This is a genomic window from Citrobacter sp. RHBSTW-00524 (genome assembly GCF_013747755.1).
Lineage (GTDB): Bacteria > Pseudomonadota > Gammaproteobacteria > Enterobacterales > Enterobacteriaceae > Citrobacter > Citrobacter braakii.
Genome location: NZ_CP056421.1, coordinates 2,154,583 through 2,171,532 on the forward strand (window position 1 = coordinate 2,154,583; position 16,950 = coordinate 2,171,532).

The following is a 16,950-nucleotide window of genomic DNA, read 5'->3' on the forward strand; positions in this document are numbered from 1 at the left end:
GGTTATTCATTAATTATTCTTATAAATAGAATAATTGCGTCATATAACTTGTAAATACGTTCAGCTTACTTAAGTAAAACTCACCGCTAATGAAAACAATGTGTTAATTAAAAATTAACATAAGTTAACATTTAACGGGTTATCACTACCCGGTATTAATTAATCACCCTTAATGTTTAAGTCATTGTTTATAAAGGATTTAATTAAAATAGTGTTTTACATTAAATATGTGATCAAGCTCGCTATTTCACAAGGTGATATTAACGTTTATGAACAAAATACTATTCGCTTTTATTGCAAGAATATTCGTATGTCAGGAATTGAAATGGCGAACTTGAGATTAAAAAATAAGCAAAGTAAAAGCTGTGCTGATGGATTTATGTTAAGTGTTTAGCTGGTTTATGTGATCTATGTCACATATTCTTCAAATTCGCAGCATAGCTACGTTGTATGTGTAACGGGCGGCGGGTAGAGTTGCGTCGAATTAGGAAAAATCTTAGACATTTGTAAGAATTGATGTGAGCTTGTAAGGGGCGCGGCTTTCTGAAAAGGGAATGTTTAGACAACGCGTAAGTGCCGTCACGCTGCTATGTATTTGACCTTTTGCTTTTTTTTACCGGGCCTTCCCGGCGACATCACGGGGTGCGGTTTCACCGCATGAAAACAATGTTGGTTATTATGGATGCAAATAATGCATACATCCGAGTTGCTGAAACACATCTATGACATCAATTTGTCATATTTATTGCTTGCACAGCGTTTGATCGTTCAGGACAAAGCATCTGCGATGTTTCGCCTTGGTATCAGCGAAGAAATGGCGGACACGTTGGCAACATTAACACTTCCACAAATGGTCAAACTGGCTGAAACAAACCAACTGGTCTGTCATTTCCGTTTCGACGATCACCAGACCGTTACTCGCCTGACGCAAGACTCCCGCGTTGACGATCTTCAGCAAATTCATACCGGTATCATGCTTTCAACGCGACTGTTAAGTGACATCGATGAAGCAGCGCGCAAGAAAAGGGCTTGATGATGAGCGAAAAAAGCATTGTTCAGGAAGCGCGTGATATCCAGCTAGCGATGGAATTAATCACATTGGGCGCCCGTTTGCAAATGCTGGAAAGCGAAACGCAATTAAGCCGTGGCCGACTTATCAAGCTGTATAAAGAATTACGCGGCAGCCCTCCGCCAAAAGGGATGCTGCCTTTCTCCACCGACTGGTTTATGACGTGGGAACAAAACATTCATGCTTCGATGTTTTGCAACGCATGGCAATTCCTGCTCAAAACTGGTTTGTGCAGCGGCGTGGATGCCGTGATCAAAGCGTATCGTTTATATCTTGAGCAGTGCCCGCAGCCAGAAGAAGGGCCACTGCTGGCGTTAACTCGCGCATAGACGTTGGTGCGTTTTGTCGACAGCGGATTGCTGGAGTTGTCCCGATGCAATTGCTGCGGTGGGAATTTTATTACCCACGCTCACCAACCCGCAGGCAGCTTTGCCTGCAGTTTATGCCAACCGCCATCACGCGCCGTAAAAAGACGTAAACTTTCCCAGAATGCTGCCGATATTATTCCACAACTGCTGGATGAACAGATCGAACAGGCTGTTTAACTGATACGGTGTGGACAAACACTCCAGCAGCGGTAAGCGATTACCGCTGCTTTTTTTTGTCCTGACCTCGAGTTAACTGCCCGACTGCGCATCCTGTCATAGTCAATTGCGAAAGGATGATGTCGTGCTTATCTTATTAGGTTACCTGGTTGTTATTGGTACAGTTTTCGGCGGTTACATGATGACCGGCGGACACCTTGGGGCACTCTATCAACCGGCTGAGCTGGTGATTATCGGTGGCGCGGGTATTGGGGCATTCATCGTCGGCAATAACGGGAAAGCCATTAAGGGGACGATGAAAGCCATCCCGATGCTTTTTCGTCGTTCAAAATACACCAAAGCGATGTATATGGATCTGCTGGCGCTGTTGTATCGCCTGATGGCCAAGTCACGTCAGCAGGGCATGTTCTCGCTTGAACGCGATATCGAAAACCCCAAAGAGAGTGAAATTTTCGCCAGCTATCCGCGCATTCTTGCTGATGCCGTGATGCTTGATTTCATTGTCGATTATCTGCGTCTGATCATCAGCGGCAACATGAACACGTTTGAAATTGAAGCGCTGATGGATGAAGAGATTGAGACTCACGAAAGTGAGGCCGAAGTCCCGGCCAACAGTCTGGCGATGGTGGGGGATTCATTACCGGCGTTCGGGATCGTGGCGGCGGTCATGGGGGTTGTCCATGCGCTGGCTTCTGCCGATCGTCCGGCGGCTGAACTGGGTTCGCTGATTGCACATGCCATGGTAGGGACATTCCTCGGTATTTTACTGGCCTATGGATTTATTTCTCCGCTTGCCAGCGTTCTGCGCCAGAAAAGCGCTGAAACCACCAAAATGATGCAGTGTGTGAAGATAACTCTGCTCTCCAATCTGAATGGTTACGCGCCGCCAATTGCCGTCGAATTTGGTCGTAAGACTCTGTATTCCAGCGAACGTCCATCGTTTATCGAACTGGAAGAGCATGTTCGTGCGGTGAGAAATCCAACTGCGCAGCAGACGACCGAGGACGCATGAAAAATCAGGCCCATCCCATTATCGTTGTAAAGCGACGCAAGCATAAAGGTCACGGTGGTGGGGCGCATGGTTCGTGGAAAATCGCCTACGCCGATTTTATGACCGCGATGATGGCCTTCTTTCTGGTGATGTGGCTCATTTCCATCTCTAGCCCTAAAGAATTGATCCAGATTGCCGAATATTTCCGTACGCCGCTGGCTACTGCGGTAACCGGGGGAAATCGTATTTCGAATAGCCAAAGTCCCATTCCAGGCGGCGGGGATGATTACACCCAGCAGCAGGGAGAGGTGAACAAGCAGCCGAATATCGATGATCTGAGAAAACGCATGGAACAAAGCCGCTTGAGCAAACTTCGCGGCGATCTCGATCAGTTGATTGAATCTGACCCCAAACTGCGTGCGCTGCGCCCGCATTTGAAAATTGATTTAGTTCAGGAAGGGCTGCGGATACAGATTATCGACAGTCAGAATCGCCCGATGTTTAAAACCGGTAGCGCTGAGGTGGAACCGTATATGCGCGATATCCTGCGAGCCATAGCGCCAGTGCTTAACGGCATTCCTAATCGAATCAGCCTTTCCGGCCATACGGATGATTACCCTTACGCCAATGGTGAAAAAGGGTATAGCAACTGGGAGTTGTCCGCCGATCGCGCTAACGCGTCGCGTCGCGAACTGGTTAGCGGCGGTCTGGATGATGGAAAAGTATTACGTGTGGTAGGTATGGCCGCCACGATGCGTCTGAGCGATCGCGGTCCTGAAGACGCTATCAACCGCCGTATTAGCCTGCTGGTTCTCAATAAGCAGGCGGAAGAGGCCATTTTGCATGAAAACGCTGAAAGCCAGAATGAGCCGGTAAGTGTCTTACAACAGCCAGCGGAACTCCCGCCGGCAAGCGTTCCCACATCGCCACCAGCCAATCCGAGGTGATAGCGTGAGCATGGATATAAGCGATTTTTATCAAACATTTTTTGATGAAGCTGACGAACTGTTGGCTGACATGGAGCAACACCTGCTTGATTTGGTTCCTGAAGCCCCGGATTCCGAACAGCTGAATGCAATTTTTCGTGCTGCGCACTCGATAAAAGGCGGGGCGGGCACCTTCGGCTTTACCATTTTGCAGGAAACGACCCATCTGATGGAAAACCTGCTGGATGAAGCGCGGCGTGGCGAGATGCAGCTCAATGCCGACATTATCAACCTGTTTTTGGAAACGAAAGATATTATGCAGGAACAGCTCGACGCCTATAAAAACTCAGAGGAGCCGGATGCCGCCAGCTTTGAGTACATTTGTAATGCGTTACGACAGTTAGCGCTCGAAGCGAAAGGTGAAACCGCACCGGCAGTCGTCAACACCGCAAAACTGAGCGTTGTTGACAGCGCTGCAATGCAGGAAGAGGCGGTTGCACAGCCTGAGTCCGCAAGCGAAGAGAGCAAGAAACGCATTATTCTCACGCGCCTGAAAGCCAATGAAGTGGATTTACTGGAAGAGGAGCTGGGGAACCTGGCGACCTTAACCGATGTGGTGAAAGGGAGCGACACGTTGTCAGCAACGCTTGATGGCAACCTCGCGGAAGATGACATCATCGCGGTGCTGTGCTTTGTGATTGAAGCTGATCAGATTGAATTCGAAACCGTCAGCGCAGCGCCCGCAGCCGTTGAAACTGAAGCTGAAGCTGAAGCTGAAGCTGAAGCAGAAACGGTAGCCGTTGTCGCGAAGCCGCAGCCGGTTGCGGTTGCGCCAGCGGCGAAAGCCGCCGCCAGCGAAGCGCCAAACGGACGCGCGGAACGCGACAAACCCGCCCGTGCCAGCGAGTCGACCAGCATCCGCGTAGCGGTTGAGAAGGTCGATCAGCTCATTAACCTGGTCGGTGAGTTGGTCATCACCCAGTCTATGCTGGCACAACGTTCTAACGAACTGGATCCCGTCAATCATGGCGATCTCATCACCAGTATGGGTCAGTTACAACGTAACGCCCGCGACTTGCAAGAGTCGGTGATGTCGATTCGTATGATGCCCATGGAGTACGTGTTCAGCCGTTTTCCGCGTCTGGTGCGCGACCTGGCCGGTAAGCTGGGTAAACAGGTCGAACTGACACAGGTGGGAAGCTCAACCGAACTCGACAAGAGCCTGATTGAACGCATCATCGATCCGTTGACGCACCTGGTGCGTAACAGCCTCGATCACGGTATTGAACTGCCGGAAAAACGCCTTGAAGCCGGGAAAAGCCCAATCGGTAATCTGACGCTTTCCGCGGAGCACCAGGGCGGGAATATCTGTATTGAAGTCACCGATGATGGCGCCGGTCTGAACCGTGAACGAATCCTCGCCAAAGCTATCTCCCAGGGGATGCCGATCCACGAAAACATGAGCGATGACGAAGTCGGTATGCTGATCTTCGCCCCGGGCTTCTCGACCGCTGAACAGGTGACGGATGTCTCTGGCCGCGGCGTGGGTATGGATGTGGTGAAGCGAAATATCCAGGAGATGGGGGGCCATGTTGAGATCCAGTCCAAACAGGGACAGGGGACGACTATCCGAATTCTGCTGCCGCTGACGCTGGCGATCCTCGACGGCATGTCCGTGCGCGTGGCCGACGAAGTCTTTATTCTGCCGCTGAATGCCGTTATGGAATCACTGCAACCGCGCGAAGAAGATCTCCATCCGCTGGCCGGAGGAGAGCGCGTGCTGGAAGTGCGTGGCGAATATTTACCGCTGGTTGAGCTGTGGAAAGTCTTTGAGGTTGAAGGCGCAAAAACCGAAGCGACTCAAGGTATTGTGGTGATTTTGCAAAGTGCAGGGCGTCGCTACGCGCTGCTGGTCGATCAGTTAATTGGTCAACACCAGGTGGTCGTCAAAAACCTGGAAAGCAACTACCGCAAAGTGCCAGGTATTTCTGCAGCAACGATCCTCGGCGACGGCAGCGTCGCGCTGATTGTCGATGTCTCTGCATTGCAGGGATTAAACCGCGAACAACGTGTGGCGATCACAGCCGCCTGATTGAGTGAGAAGGGAATAATATGACCGGTATGAGTAATGTAACTAAACTGGCCGGCGAACCGTCAGGTCAGGAATTCCTCGTGTTCACACTGGGGGATGAAGAGTACGGTATCGATATCCTGAAAGTGCAGGAAATCCGTGGGTACGATCAGGTGACGCGTATTGCTAACACGCCTGCGTTTATCAAAGGTGTCACCAATCTGCGCGGTGTGATTGTGCCGATTGTTGACCTGCGCGTGAAGTTTAGCCAGAGCGATGTGGATTACAACGAAAACACCGTGGTGATTGTGCTGAATCTGGGCCAGCGGGTGGTCGGGATTGTGGTCGATGGCGTCTCGGATGTGCTGTCGCTGACAACGGATCAAATCCGTCCGGCACCGGAATTTGCCGTAACGCTGTCGACGGAATACCTGACGGGACTGGGGGCTCTGGGTGACCGGATGCTGATCCTGGTTAACATTGAGAAGCTGCTCAATAGCGAAGAAATGGCGCTGCTGGATATTGCCGCCAGTCACGTCGCGTAACCGCCATATCGTATCCGGCCTACAATGATTGCTGTTGTAGGCCGGATACGCGTAGCACATCCGGCAGATTTCCCCTTACGCTTCCCGCTCAACCAGCTCCGGTTCTTCTTCCAGTAAACCCTCATCTTGTGCCAGCATCGCCGTTGCAATCCCGTTACCTAATACGTTGATTGCTGAACGTCCCATATCCAGGAAGTGGTCAATACCCATCAGTAGCAGAATCCCGGCAACCGGAATATTAAAGCTCGGAATGGTTGCTGCCAGCACCACCAGCGCAGAACGCGGCACGCCGGCAATCCCTTTTGACGCCAGCATCAGCGTCAGCATCAGGACGGTGATTTCTGCAAAGGAGAGGTGAATGTTATAGGACTGCGCGATAAACATCGAGGCAAATGAACAGTAAACCATCGAGCCGACCAGGTTAAATGAATAACCGATAGGCAATACAAATGACACGATGTTGGGCGAGCAACCAAATTTGGTTAATTGCTCCAGCGTTTTCGGATAGGCGGCTTCCGAGCTGCTGGTAGTAAATGCGACCAGAACCGGATCTTTCAGCATGCTTACCAGACGAAAAACCTCTTTTTTCAGCATGACATAACCGACCGCCAGCAGAACCAGGCAGGTCAGCAAAATAGCCACATAGTAGCCGCCGATGAACGACGCATAGTTAAGCAGGATCCCCAAACCCTGGGTGGAGATAATGGAGGAAATGGCGGCGAAAATGGCCAGCGGCGCAACGTACATCACGTAGCCAGTCACCTTAAGCATAATGTGGGAGACCACATCCAGCGCGGCAACCAGCGGGGCATTGAACTTCTCACCAAGGGATGCGCCACCAATACCGAAGAACATCGAGAACACCACAATTTGCAGGATCTCATTGTTGGCCATCGCCTCGGCTATGCTGGTTGGGATGGTGTGAGTCAGGAAACCTTTCAGGCTCATGCCGCTCACGGCCAGGCCGGTATCAGTGGCTTCCAGCGGGATCGCCAGGTTCAGCCCGCTGCCGGGTTGCTCAAGAGAAACCACAAACAGACCGACCAGAATAGACAGTATGGAAGAGCTGATAAACCAGATCATCGCTTTGCCGCCTACGCGCCCGATGGTGGACGTTTCCCCCAAGCGCATAATACCGACGGTCAGGGTGCTGAATACTAAAGGTGCGATCACCATTTTAATCAGGCGCAAAAAGATGTCGGTGAGAAGCGTAATATTATCGGCCCAGGCGGACACTACGCCGGGGGCGGCATAAGAGTGGATCACCGCCCCTGACAGGATCCCCGCCAACATGAAGATCACGATAAACAACGTGAGTTTGTTTGCATTTGCCACTAAAAAGCCCTCAGTAAGGATTTAACATTTATTGTTCGGTTACTCATTTTTTATATTTATTAATTGGTAACTAAGTATTCATCATATAAATTGAATTAAAGCGCCAGCTGATACAACTTTTTTTAATTTTTTATCCATTTTGTTGTGGTGCAGAGGATATGTATTTGTGATCCTGGTCACGAAATAATGACTATTTCATCCAATATGACCGCGCCCACAGATAAATTTGAATGTTATTCACATGATAATTGTGACGTTTTTATGTGAATGATTTGTGGTTGCCGTACACCCGTCTTCCCCTCCTTCCGCGAGGCTTCACGTCCCTTCAGGATTTCCTTTTCGCAAACGTAAAGTTATCTCAGCGACTGCCGATAACGTTGATAACTCGTTTTCAGGAAGGTGCCTTATGTTTAACCGTATCCGCGTTGTCACAATGCTGATGATGGTGCTGGGGGTTTTCGCACTGCTACAGCTTGTTTCCGGTGGTCTGTTGTTTTCTTCATTGCAGCAGAATCAGCAAAGTTTTGTTATTTCTAACGATCTTCGACAGCAGCAAAGTGAACTCACCTCAACATGGGATCTGATGCTGCAAACACGTATCAATTTAAGCCGTTCTTCTGCACGCATGATGATGGACGCGTCCAACCAGCAAAGCAGCGCGAAAAACGATCTGCTGAAGAATGCGAAAGCATCGTTGGCGCAGGCCGAAACACATTACGCAAAATTTAAAAACATCACACCGTTACCCGAGATGGCAGAAGCCAGCGGCAACGTTGAGGAGAAATATCAGCAGTACCATGCGGCCTTAACAGAACTGGTTCAGTTTCTGGAGAACGGCAATATGGATGCCTATTTCGCGCAACCGACTCAGGGAATGCAAAACGCGCTCGGTGAGGCGCTGGGCAAGTACGCCAGCGTTAGCGAAAAGCTTTACGCTCAGGCATTCGATAAAAGTGCGCGGGATTACCATTTCGCCCAATGGCAGCTTGGCGTGCTGGCCGTAGTGCTGGTGCTGATTCTGGTGGTGGTGTGGTACGGCATCCGCCATACCCTGCTTAATCCTCTGTCTCGCGTCATTGCCCATATTCGGGAAATCGCCAGCGGTAACCTGACCGCGACCCTGGCCGTCAGCGGTCGTAATGAAATCGGCGAGCTGGCCAGTACGGTTGATCATATGCAGCGCTCGCTGACGGAAACCGTCACCCTGGTGCGTGAAGGTTCTGATGCGATTTATTCCGGGACCAGCGAAATTGCCAGCGGGAACACCGACCTTTCATCTCGTACTGAACAGCAGGCCTCTGCGCTGGAAGAGACCGCAGCCAGCATGGAACAGTTGACCGCAACCGTGAAGCAAAATGCGGACAACGCGCGTCAGGCCTCGCAACTGGCGAAAAGCGCCTCCGATACCGCACAGCATGGCGGCAAAGTGGTTGATAGCGTGGTGAACACCATGCACGAAATCGCCGATAGCTCGAAGAAAATCGCCGACATCATCAGCGTTATTGATGGTATTGCTTTCCAGACCAACATTCTCGCACTGAACGCGGCGGTTGAAGCGGCGCGTGCCGGTGAACAAGGCCGTGGCTTTGCCGTGGTGGCGGGCGAAGTGCGTAATCTGGCAAGTCGCAGTGCGCAGGCAGCGAAAGAGATCAAAGCGTTGATTGAGGATTCGGTTTCCCGAGTGGATACCGGGTCCGTATTGGTAGAAAGCGCAGGCGAAACGATGAACGACATCGTAAATGCCGTAACGCGGGTGACCGACATTATGGGCGAGATTGCCTCGGCCTCCGACGAGCAAAGCCGGGGGATTGATCAGGTGGCGCTCGCGGTATCCGAGATGGATCGCGTTACGCAGCAGAACGCCTCGTTGGTACAGGAATCGGCTGCCGCTGCCGCTGCTCTTGAAGAACAGGCCAGCCGCCTGACGCAGTCGGTGTCGACTTTCCGCCTTGCGTCACGTCCGGCGTCGGCTAAGCCGCGCGATACACGATTACCTGCAACGGCGGCCGCATCCTATCCGCGCCAGAACAATGAACAAGATACGAATTGGGAAACATTTTGACTGATAGTTAAACCGCGGCCAGTGCCGCCCAATGGGAGCGTTGATGTTTAATCGTATTCGAATTTCGACCACGCTGTTTTTGATTTTAATCCTCTGCGGTGTTTTGCAGATTGGCAGTAATGGCTTGTCCTTCTGGGCATTTCGGGACGGTTTTCAGAACCTGAATCAGGTCGAACGAAGTAATCAGCAACGCGCTGCGCTGGCCCAAACCCGCGCTGTGTTATTACAGGCCAGTACGGCCCTTAATAAGGCAGGGACGCTGACCGCCCTGAGCTATCCGCCAGAGGATATCAACACGCTGATGACCCTCGCACGTGATAGCCTGGCGCAGTCTGAATTGATGTTTAAACGCTTTATGGCGTCATCGGATACGACGGCACAAGGGAAGGCGCTGTTTGGCGCAACGGAGAAAAGCTTCAGCCAATGGCACAGCGCTCTTGCGCATCAGGCCACCTGGCTTGAAAACAATCAGTTGTCAGATTTTCTGACCGCGCCGGTGCAGGCTGCTCAGGATGCTTTTGATGCAAATGTGAATGCGTGGCAGAGCAACATCGATCGCGTGTTGCAAACGGCAGGAGAGCAGAGCCAGCGAAATTACCATATGTCGGGGGTGATTTTCGCCACCATGGTGGTACTGGCGGCACTGCTCACCAGCGGTGCGCTGTACTGGTCGCGCAAGATGATTGTCCAGCCGCTGGCTATCGTGGGCAGTCATTTCGACAGCATTGCCGCGGGTAATCTGGCCCGGCCGGTAGCGGTTTATGGGCGCAATGAGATCTCAGCCATTTTTGCCAGTCTGAAGAAGATGCAGCAGGCACTGCGTGAAACGGTAAGCGAAGTACGCCAGGGCAGCTCAGCCATGCATAGCGGTATTTCAGAAATCGCGATGGGCAATAACGATTTGTCTTCGCGCACTGAACAGCAGGCGGCCGCGCTGGCGCAAACGGCAGCCAGCATGGAACAACTGACCGCAACCGTAGGACAGAATGCGGATAACGCGCGCCAGGCGTCAGGAATTGCCAAAAGTGCGGCAGATACAGCGCATAAAGGCGGCGAACAGACCTCCCGGGTCGCCAGCACAATGCATGAGATTTCCGCGAGCTCGCAGAAAATTGGCGACATCATCGGCGTGATTGACAGCATTGCCTTTCAGACCAATATCCTCGCGCTGAATGCTGCGGTTGAGGCCGCTCGCGCGGGTGAGCAGGGGCGTGGTTTTGCCGTGGTTGCGGGCGAAGTGCGCAATCTGGCAAGCCGTAGCGCACAGGCGGCGAAAGAAATTAAGGGGCTCATTGAGGAATCTGTCACCCGAGTGCATCAGGGCTCGCAGTTGGTTGATATGGCAGCGCGCACCATGACGGAAATTGTCAGCTCGGTTACCCGGGTTAACGACATCATGGGCGAAATTGCTTCTGCTTCTGATGAACAGCGCAGAGGCATCGAGCAGGTGGCGCAGGCCGTCAGCCAGATGGACTCCGTGACGCAGCAAAACGCCGGGCTGGTGGAAGAAGCCGCATCCGCCACCGGACAACTTGCCATGCAGGCCGATAATCTTTCTGCCTGTGTCGCATTTTTTAAGCTTGAAGAGCAAACCGTAGCAAAACAAGAATTGGCGCAGCCACAGGTTGTGCCCGTTGTATCCTGAATGTGATTGAGAAGGCGCTATGACATCATCTCTGCCCCCTGGGCAAACGTCATTATTGTTACAGATGACACAGCGCCTCGCGCTGTCTGACGCGCATTTTCGTCGGATATGTCAATTAATCTACCAGCGTGCGGGGATCGTGCTGGCCGACCATAAGCGGGACATGGTTTATAACCGCCTGGTCCGCCGTCTGCGAACCCTGGGACTGGATGACTTTGGTCGCTATCTCAGCATGCTGGAAGCTAACCAGAACAGTGCTGAGTGGCAGGCTTTTATTAACTCCCTGACTACCAATCTGACCGCGTTTTTTCGCGAAGGGCATCATTTTCCAGTGCTGTCAGATCATGCTCGTCGGCGCAGCGGTGAATACCGTGTCTGGAGCGCGGCGGCGTCAACCGGAGAAGAGCCGTACAGCATTGCGATTACGCTCGCCGATACCTTAGGTATGGCTCCGGGCCGCTGGCGTGTTTTTGCCAGCGACATTGATACCGAAGTGCTGGAAAAAGCCAGAAGCGGCATCTACCGCCTTGATGAGCTAAAGACGCTGTCACCGCAGCAGCTACAGCGTTATTTCATGCGTGGCACCGGACCGCATGAAGGACTGGTACGCGTTCGGCAGGAACTGGCGGGGCATGTTGAATTTTCCAGCGTGAATTTACTGGATAAGCAGTACAACGTGCCAGGCCCCTTCGATGCCATATTTTGCCGTAACGTGATGATCTATTTTGATAAAACGACGCAGCAGGACATTTTGCACCGTTTTGTTCCACTTCTTAAACCAGATGGGCTGCTGTTTGCAGGTCATTCAGAAAACTTTAGCAACCTCGTGCGCGAGTTTAGCTTGCGTGGACAGACGGTGTATGCGCATGCGCCAGGTAAGGATAAAGCATGAGTAAAATCAGGGTTTTATCGGTTGATGATTCTGCACTGATGCGTCAAATCATGACCGAAATTATTAACAGCCACAGTGATATGGAAATGGTGGCGACGGCGCCGGATCCGTTGGTTGCCCGGGATTTAATCAAAAAATTCAATCCCGACGTCCTGACGCTGGATGTGGAAATGCCGCGCATGGACGGCCTCGACTTTCTTGAGAAACTGATGCGTCTGCGTCCGATGCCAGTGGTTATGGTCTCTTCGCTGACCGGTAAAGGTTCTGAGGTCACGCTGCGGGCGCTGGAGTTGGGGGCGATTGATTTTGTCACCAAACCACAGTTGGGGATCCGTGAAGGGATGTTGGCCTACAGCGAAATGATCGCTGAGAAGATCCGCACCGCGTCGCGGGCAAAACTGGCGGCCCACAAACCCATGACGGCACAGGTGACCTTGAAAGCGGGGCCGTTACTCAGTTCTGAAAAACTGCTGGCGATTGGCGCCTCAACCGGAGGAACAGAGGCAATTCGCCATGTACTCCAGCCATTGCCGCTTTCAAGTCCCGGTATTCTTATTACCCAGCATATGCCGCCAGGATTTACCCGCTCATTCGCCGAGCGTCTGAACAAACTGTGTCAGATCACCGTGAAAGAGGCTGAGGACGGGGAGCGCGTGCTTCCAGGGCATGCGTATATCGCCCCTGGTGACAAGCATATGGAACTGGCGCGCAGCGGGGCGAACTACCAGATCAAAATTCATGATGGTCCACCGGTTAACCGGCATCGACCTTCAGTGGATGTGCTGTTCCATTCGGTGGCAAAACATGCGGGGCGTAATGCTGTGGGAGTGATCCTGACGGGTATGGGCAACGATGGCGCCGCCGGAATGTTAGCGATGAACCAGGCGGGTGCCTGGACCATTGCGCAAAACGAAGCAAGTTGTGTGGTGTTCGGCATGCCGCGCGAGGCCATCAATATGGGTGGCGTAAGCGAAGTGGTCGATCTTAGCCAGGTAAGCCAGCAAATGCTGGCGAAAATCAGTGCCGGACAGGCAATACGTATTTGAATCAGGAGTTTATTTTTTATGGCGGATAAAGAGCTTAAGTTTTTGGTTGTGGATGACTTTTCCACCATGCGTCGCATCGTGCGTAACCTTCTCAAAGAACTGGGTTTCAACAATGTTGAAGAGGCCGAAGACGGCGTGGACGCGCTGAATAAGCTGCAGGCTGGGGGATTTGGTTTTGTCATTTCCGACTGGAATATGCCGAACATGGATGGCCTGGAACTGCTGAAAACCATTCGTGCTGATGGCGGAATGTCCGCCCTGCCGGTGCTGATGGTTACGGCGGAAGCGAAGAAAGAGAATATCATTGCGGCGGCACAGGCTGGCGCCAGTGGTTATGTCGTGAAACCGTTCACGGCGGCGACGCTAGAAGAGAAACTCAATAAAATCTTTGAGAAACTGGGCATGTGAGGGTGTGATAATGATGATGCAACCACAAATTAAACCTGCTGACGAACATTCAGCCGGGGACATCATCGCGCGCATCGGCAGTTTGACCCGAATGCTGCGCGACAGCCTGCGTGAACTGGGGCTGGATCAGGCCATTGCCGAAGCGGCAGAAGCGATTCCCGATGCCCGCGATCGTCTCGATTACGTTGTGCAGATGACCGCACAGGCGGCAGAGCGCGCGTTGAACAGTGTGGAAGCTTCGCAGCCGCACCAGGACGCGATGGAAAAAGGGGCCAAAGACCTGACCAAACGCTGGGATGAATGGTTCGAAAATCCGATCGAGCTGTCTGACGCCCGTGAACTGGTCACCGATACCCGCCAGTTCCTGGGTGATGTGCCAGGGCATACCAGCTTTACTAACGCTCAACTGCTGGACATCATGATGGCGCAGGATTTCCAGGACCTCACCGGTCAGGTCATCAAGCGCATGATGGATGTTATCCAGGAGATAGAACGTCAGCTGCTGATGGTTCTGCTGGAAAACATTCCAGAGCAGGGCGCTCGTCCGAAACGTGAAAACGAAAGCTTGCTTAACGGCCCGCAGGTTGACACCTCAAAAGCTGGCGTGGTGGCAAGTCAGGATCAGGTTGACGACCTGCTGGATAGCCTCGGGTTCTGATCCGTAGCGTTTTTATTTGCTGGCCCGGCAGGCGCTCGCCGCCGGGCATTCTAACCGATAACGGTTTGCGCGTTATCCGGCCTACAGATACCTATCGTTCTCTTTATTTACTATCCATTTTTACGGTGACGTTGCCAGAACGGGTTCGAACGCTGCATCCCGAGCGCTGCACTTTTGTGGATCCCGCAGGGTTATTGGGCCGCCAGTCGGCACAATGTGCCCTGCACTATGATTCGTACCCGGTTGAATGCCAGGATGACGTGGGTTCATCTGCACGGCGTATATCCTCTTTTTTATGCCATAACTTGGCGGTTATTTGCCGAAATGATGCTGAGGTCACAGCAGGTTACGCCTGAGTGACAGTGCGATATATAGACTTGTCATAATAATTGCAGTTAAATGGTTATCAGTGCAAGGCAATATATTATGTCAGTAGGTTATTTATCGATATCCCGAGTGTTTTTACTCGAATAGCGGCGGGGGAGATATGCGAATTTTACGTGAGAATGATTTTTTTCATTCAGAGCAACATGCGTTTTGTCTTTTTTCGATGAATAACCAATTAATGGAAGGTGTGCACGGGCATGATTTTGATGAACTGGTGATTGTCCGTAGCGGTAGCGGGTTTCATATTATTAATGACCTGGTTCGTTTTATCTGCCAGGGTGACTTTTTTTTAGTGACCGCTAACGATACCCATAGTTATGTTTCAACTAATAATCTGTCGGTTATTAATATATTGATTCGTCGCCCGCGCAGTTTTCATTTTTTACAGCACATTGATAATTTGCTCGATTGTATAAAAGAAAAACTTCTACAGCCTACCGCGCTGGCGCTAACTCAGGGAGCGCTGGCGCGTATTGAGGTATTGAGCCAGGAGATAATCTCACGTAACGAGAGTAACTATGACGTGCTCTATTTTTCATTGTGTGAAGTCGCTTTGCTGAACATCATCAACACGCTTTGCCAGTGCGACCGCCAAACTGAGGCGCTTAGCCCTGATGAGCGAGGGCGAGCCAACCTGATCCGTATGCTCAAGACCAGTAGCTTGCGTCATTTGGACTGGAATGTGTTGAGTGATGATAACGGTGTCGCCAGGCGCACGATGTATCGCTTAATTAAGCGAGTGACCGGTTATACTCCGGTTAAATTCCAGATGTTGTATCGTGTATTAAAAGCTCAAGAATTACTGCGCACTACGGATAAAACCATCAGTGAAATTGCGGCACGTTGTGGTTTTATGAATGCGATCAGGTTGACTGAATCGTATCGACGGTATTTTCATTATCCTCCAAGCCATGAACGTGAACTTCATTCACGAGTTTTAATAGCGATTTAATTGTTAGGTTAATAACAATAAAAAATTATTACTACTATCCATCATGACGGGGGTAGGCCATACGCTTATTTCTCGCCTTACTGTCTGTAAATTTAAGGGAATCGTTATGTCAAAAAATAAAACACCTAACCCCTGGTATATTGGGGTGGTGTCTGGAATGGCATCATATATTGATTCGGCGGCTATTGTTTCCAGTGGTACAGCCTTAGTCATTTATCAAAAAACAATGGGTATTACTGCACTACAAATTGGCATTTTATCTGGATTATTAACGCTGAGTATTGCCGCTGGGGCTTTTGGTGGCGGTCGTCTTGGAGACCGTATTGGTCGTCGTAATGTTTTTATTATTACGATGGCGATGATTTTTATCGGCACGCTGGCGCTGGCCTTTGGTTTGAACTTCCCGTTCCTGGTGCTGGGCACACTCTTGGTGGGGCTGGCGACAGGGGCTGATTTACCTGTCTCACTGGCGACTATCTCCGAAGCGGCGAACGATGAAAACCGCGGCAAGATTATCGGCTTGTCCAATTTACTCTGGCTGGTGGGAATTGGCGCCACGATGGGGATCTCCGCTATCGTCGGCGACTGGGGGCTGATTGGCGCGCAAATCATGTATATGCACGTTGGGCTGGTGGCGGTTGTGCTGATGATCCTGCGTTGGTCTATCCCTGAGTCGCCGCTGTGGTTGGCGGCAAAGGATGAACTGCGTCGTGGCATCGCCACCGTGCGGGCGCAGAAAACCGGCTGGCGCGATCTGCTCGAAGGCAAATACCTGTGGCCGTTTATCTCGCTGTGTATCTTTTATACCTTCACCAATCTGGCGGCCAATACCGGCGGGCAGTTTGGGGCTTATGTAGCGGTAAATGTGGTGGGCATTTCGGTCAGCACGCACTCGCTGTGGGGGCTGTTGATTCTGCCAGTGAGCGTGGCGTCTGGGTTGATGTTTATGCGCGTCGTTGATACCTCAAAACGGGTTCCATTCTTTATTTTTGGCGCGGTGATGATGTCCGGTGGTTATTTCGTGCCGGTACTGTTTAATTTCTCGCCACTCTCCTGGTTCTGCTGCCTGCTGTTTACCAATATCGGCACAGGATTTGCCTTCGAAGGCATCATGAAAGTGTGGGCGCAAGAGTCATTCCCCACCATGCTACGCGCCACCGCGCAAGGAGTGATTGTCGGTGTCGCCCGTCTGACCTGCGGCTTGTTGGCGTTCGTCACTCCTGTGCTGTTGAGCGCGGGGCCGGTGGTTCTTTATTGCCTGCTGACGGCGATTGTGGCGATAGGCATGGTTATCGGCTGGCTGTGCTTCCACGGCAAGCAACGTAATGAATTTAATGCAGAAACAGAAATGGTGGCGACGCCTGATAACGGACAGGCATCGCACGATACTTTGCGGGCCAAAGCCTGAATATGAGCCA

The 16,950-nt window shown here is 51.6% G+C and carries 14 protein-coding genes and 1 pseudogene; 14 read left to right on the plus strand and 1 reads right to left on the minus strand.

Annotated elements, in window-relative coordinates; translation table 11 throughout:
* Nucleotides 1-691: 691 nt before the first annotated feature.
* The 6 genes and pseudogenes from flhD (at nucleotide 692) to cheW (ending at nucleotide 6,147) form a co-directional block, all read left to right on the plus strand.
* The gene (flhD, locus tag HV229_RS10340; RefSeq protein ID WP_016153444.1) at nucleotides 692-1,033 is read left to right on the plus strand and encodes a flagellar transcriptional regulator FlhD; all 342 of its coding nucleotides are present in this window, start codon (nucleotides 692-694) and stop codon (nucleotides 1,031-1,033) included.
* Between the two features lie 2 nt (nucleotides 1,034-1,035).
* Nucleotides 1,036-1,614: pseudogene (gene flhC, locus HV229_RS10345) on the plus strand (flagellar transcriptional regulator FlhC).
* Between the two features lie 124 nt (nucleotides 1,615-1,738).
* Nucleotides 1,739-2,626, plus strand: a complete 888-nt coding sequence (gene motA, locus HV229_RS10350) for a flagellar motor stator protein MotA (protein WP_016153442.1) — start codon at nucleotides 1,739-1,741, stop codon at nucleotides 2,624-2,626.
* The gene (gene motB, locus HV229_RS10355; RefSeq protein ID WP_016153441.1) at nucleotides 2,623-3,552 is read left to right on the plus strand and encodes a flagellar motor protein MotB; all 930 of its coding nucleotides are present in this window, start codon (nucleotides 2,623-2,625) and stop codon (nucleotides 3,550-3,552) included. The genes motA and motB overlap by 4 nt, the downstream gene beginning before the upstream one ends.
* Nucleotides 3,553-3,556: 4 nt before the next feature.
* Nucleotides 3,557-5,623 (plus strand): chemotaxis protein CheA, encoded by a 2,067-nt coding sequence (cheA, locus tag HV229_RS10360; RefSeq protein WP_049040537.1) that lies wholly within the window; start codon nucleotides 3,557-3,559, stop codon nucleotides 5,621-5,623.
* Between the two features lie 20 nt (nucleotides 5,624-5,643).
* A complete protein-coding gene (gene cheW / locus HV229_RS10365) occupies nucleotides 5,644-6,147 on the plus strand; it encodes a chemotaxis protein CheW (protein ID WP_003034638.1) in 504 nt (167 codons plus the stop codon).
* Between the two features lie 75 nt (nucleotides 6,148-6,222).
* Here cheW and HV229_RS10370 read toward each other — a convergent pair whose 3' ends face one another.
* Nucleotides 6,223-7,482, minus strand: coding sequence for a dicarboxylate/amino acid:cation symporter (locus tag HV229_RS10370; protein WP_181547498.1), 1,260 nt, complete (start codon nucleotides 7,480-7,482; stop codon nucleotides 6,223-6,225).
* 406 nt (nucleotides 7,483-7,888) lie between these two features.
* Between HV229_RS10370 and tar the strand changes: the two genes are divergently transcribed.
* The 8 genes from tar to HV229_RS10410 all read left to right on the plus strand — a co-directional run bounded on the left by tar (nucleotide 7,889) and on the right by HV229_RS10410 (nucleotide 16,940).
* Nucleotides 7,889-9,544, plus strand: a complete 1,656-nt coding sequence (gene tar / locus HV229_RS10375) for a methyl-accepting chemotaxis protein II (RefSeq protein ID WP_046275660.1) — start codon at nucleotides 7,889-7,891, stop codon at nucleotides 9,542-9,544.
* Nucleotides 9,545-9,587: 43 nt separating this feature from the next.
* Nucleotides 9,588-11,189, plus strand: a complete 1,602-nt coding sequence (tap, locus tag HV229_RS10380) for a methyl-accepting chemotaxis protein IV (protein ID WP_181547500.1) — start codon at nucleotides 9,588-9,590, stop codon at nucleotides 11,187-11,189.
* Between the two features lie 19 nt (nucleotides 11,190-11,208).
* Nucleotides 11,209-12,081: a protein-glutamate O-methyltransferase CheR gene (gene cheR / locus HV229_RS10385; RefSeq protein ID WP_016153436.1), complete on the plus strand. Its 873-nt coding sequence runs from the start codon at nucleotides 11,209-11,211 to the stop codon at nucleotides 12,079-12,081.
* The gene (locus HV229_RS10390) at nucleotides 12,078-13,127 is read left to right on the plus strand and encodes a chemotaxis response regulator protein-glutamate methylesterase (RefSeq protein WP_016153435.1); all 1,050 of its coding nucleotides are present in this window, start codon (nucleotides 12,078-12,080) and stop codon (nucleotides 13,125-13,127) included. The genes cheR and HV229_RS10390 overlap by 4 nt, the downstream gene beginning before the upstream one ends.
* Nucleotides 13,128-13,145: 18 nt before the next feature.
* On the plus strand, nucleotides 13,146-13,535 hold the full coding sequence (gene cheY, locus HV229_RS10395) for a chemotaxis response regulator CheY (protein ID WP_016153434.1): 390 nt from the start codon (nucleotides 13,146-13,148) through the stop codon (nucleotides 13,533-13,535).
* A 13-nt stretch (nucleotides 13,536-13,548) separates the two neighbouring features.
* Nucleotides 13,549-14,193, plus strand: a complete 645-nt coding sequence (gene cheZ / locus HV229_RS10400) for a protein phosphatase CheZ (protein WP_029139578.1) — start codon at nucleotides 13,549-13,551, stop codon at nucleotides 14,191-14,193.
* Between the two features lie 487 nt (nucleotides 14,194-14,680).
* A complete protein-coding gene (locus HV229_RS10405; protein ID WP_016153432.1) occupies nucleotides 14,681-15,532 on the plus strand; it encodes a helix-turn-helix domain-containing protein in 852 nt (283 codons plus the stop codon).
* A 157-nt stretch (nucleotides 15,533-15,689) separates the two neighbouring features.
* Entirely contained in the window at nucleotides 15,690-16,940 is a 1,251-nt protein-coding gene (locus HV229_RS10410) for an MFS transporter (protein WP_230675900.1), read from the plus strand.
* The last annotated feature ends 10 nt before the right edge of the window (nucleotides 16,941-16,950 follow it).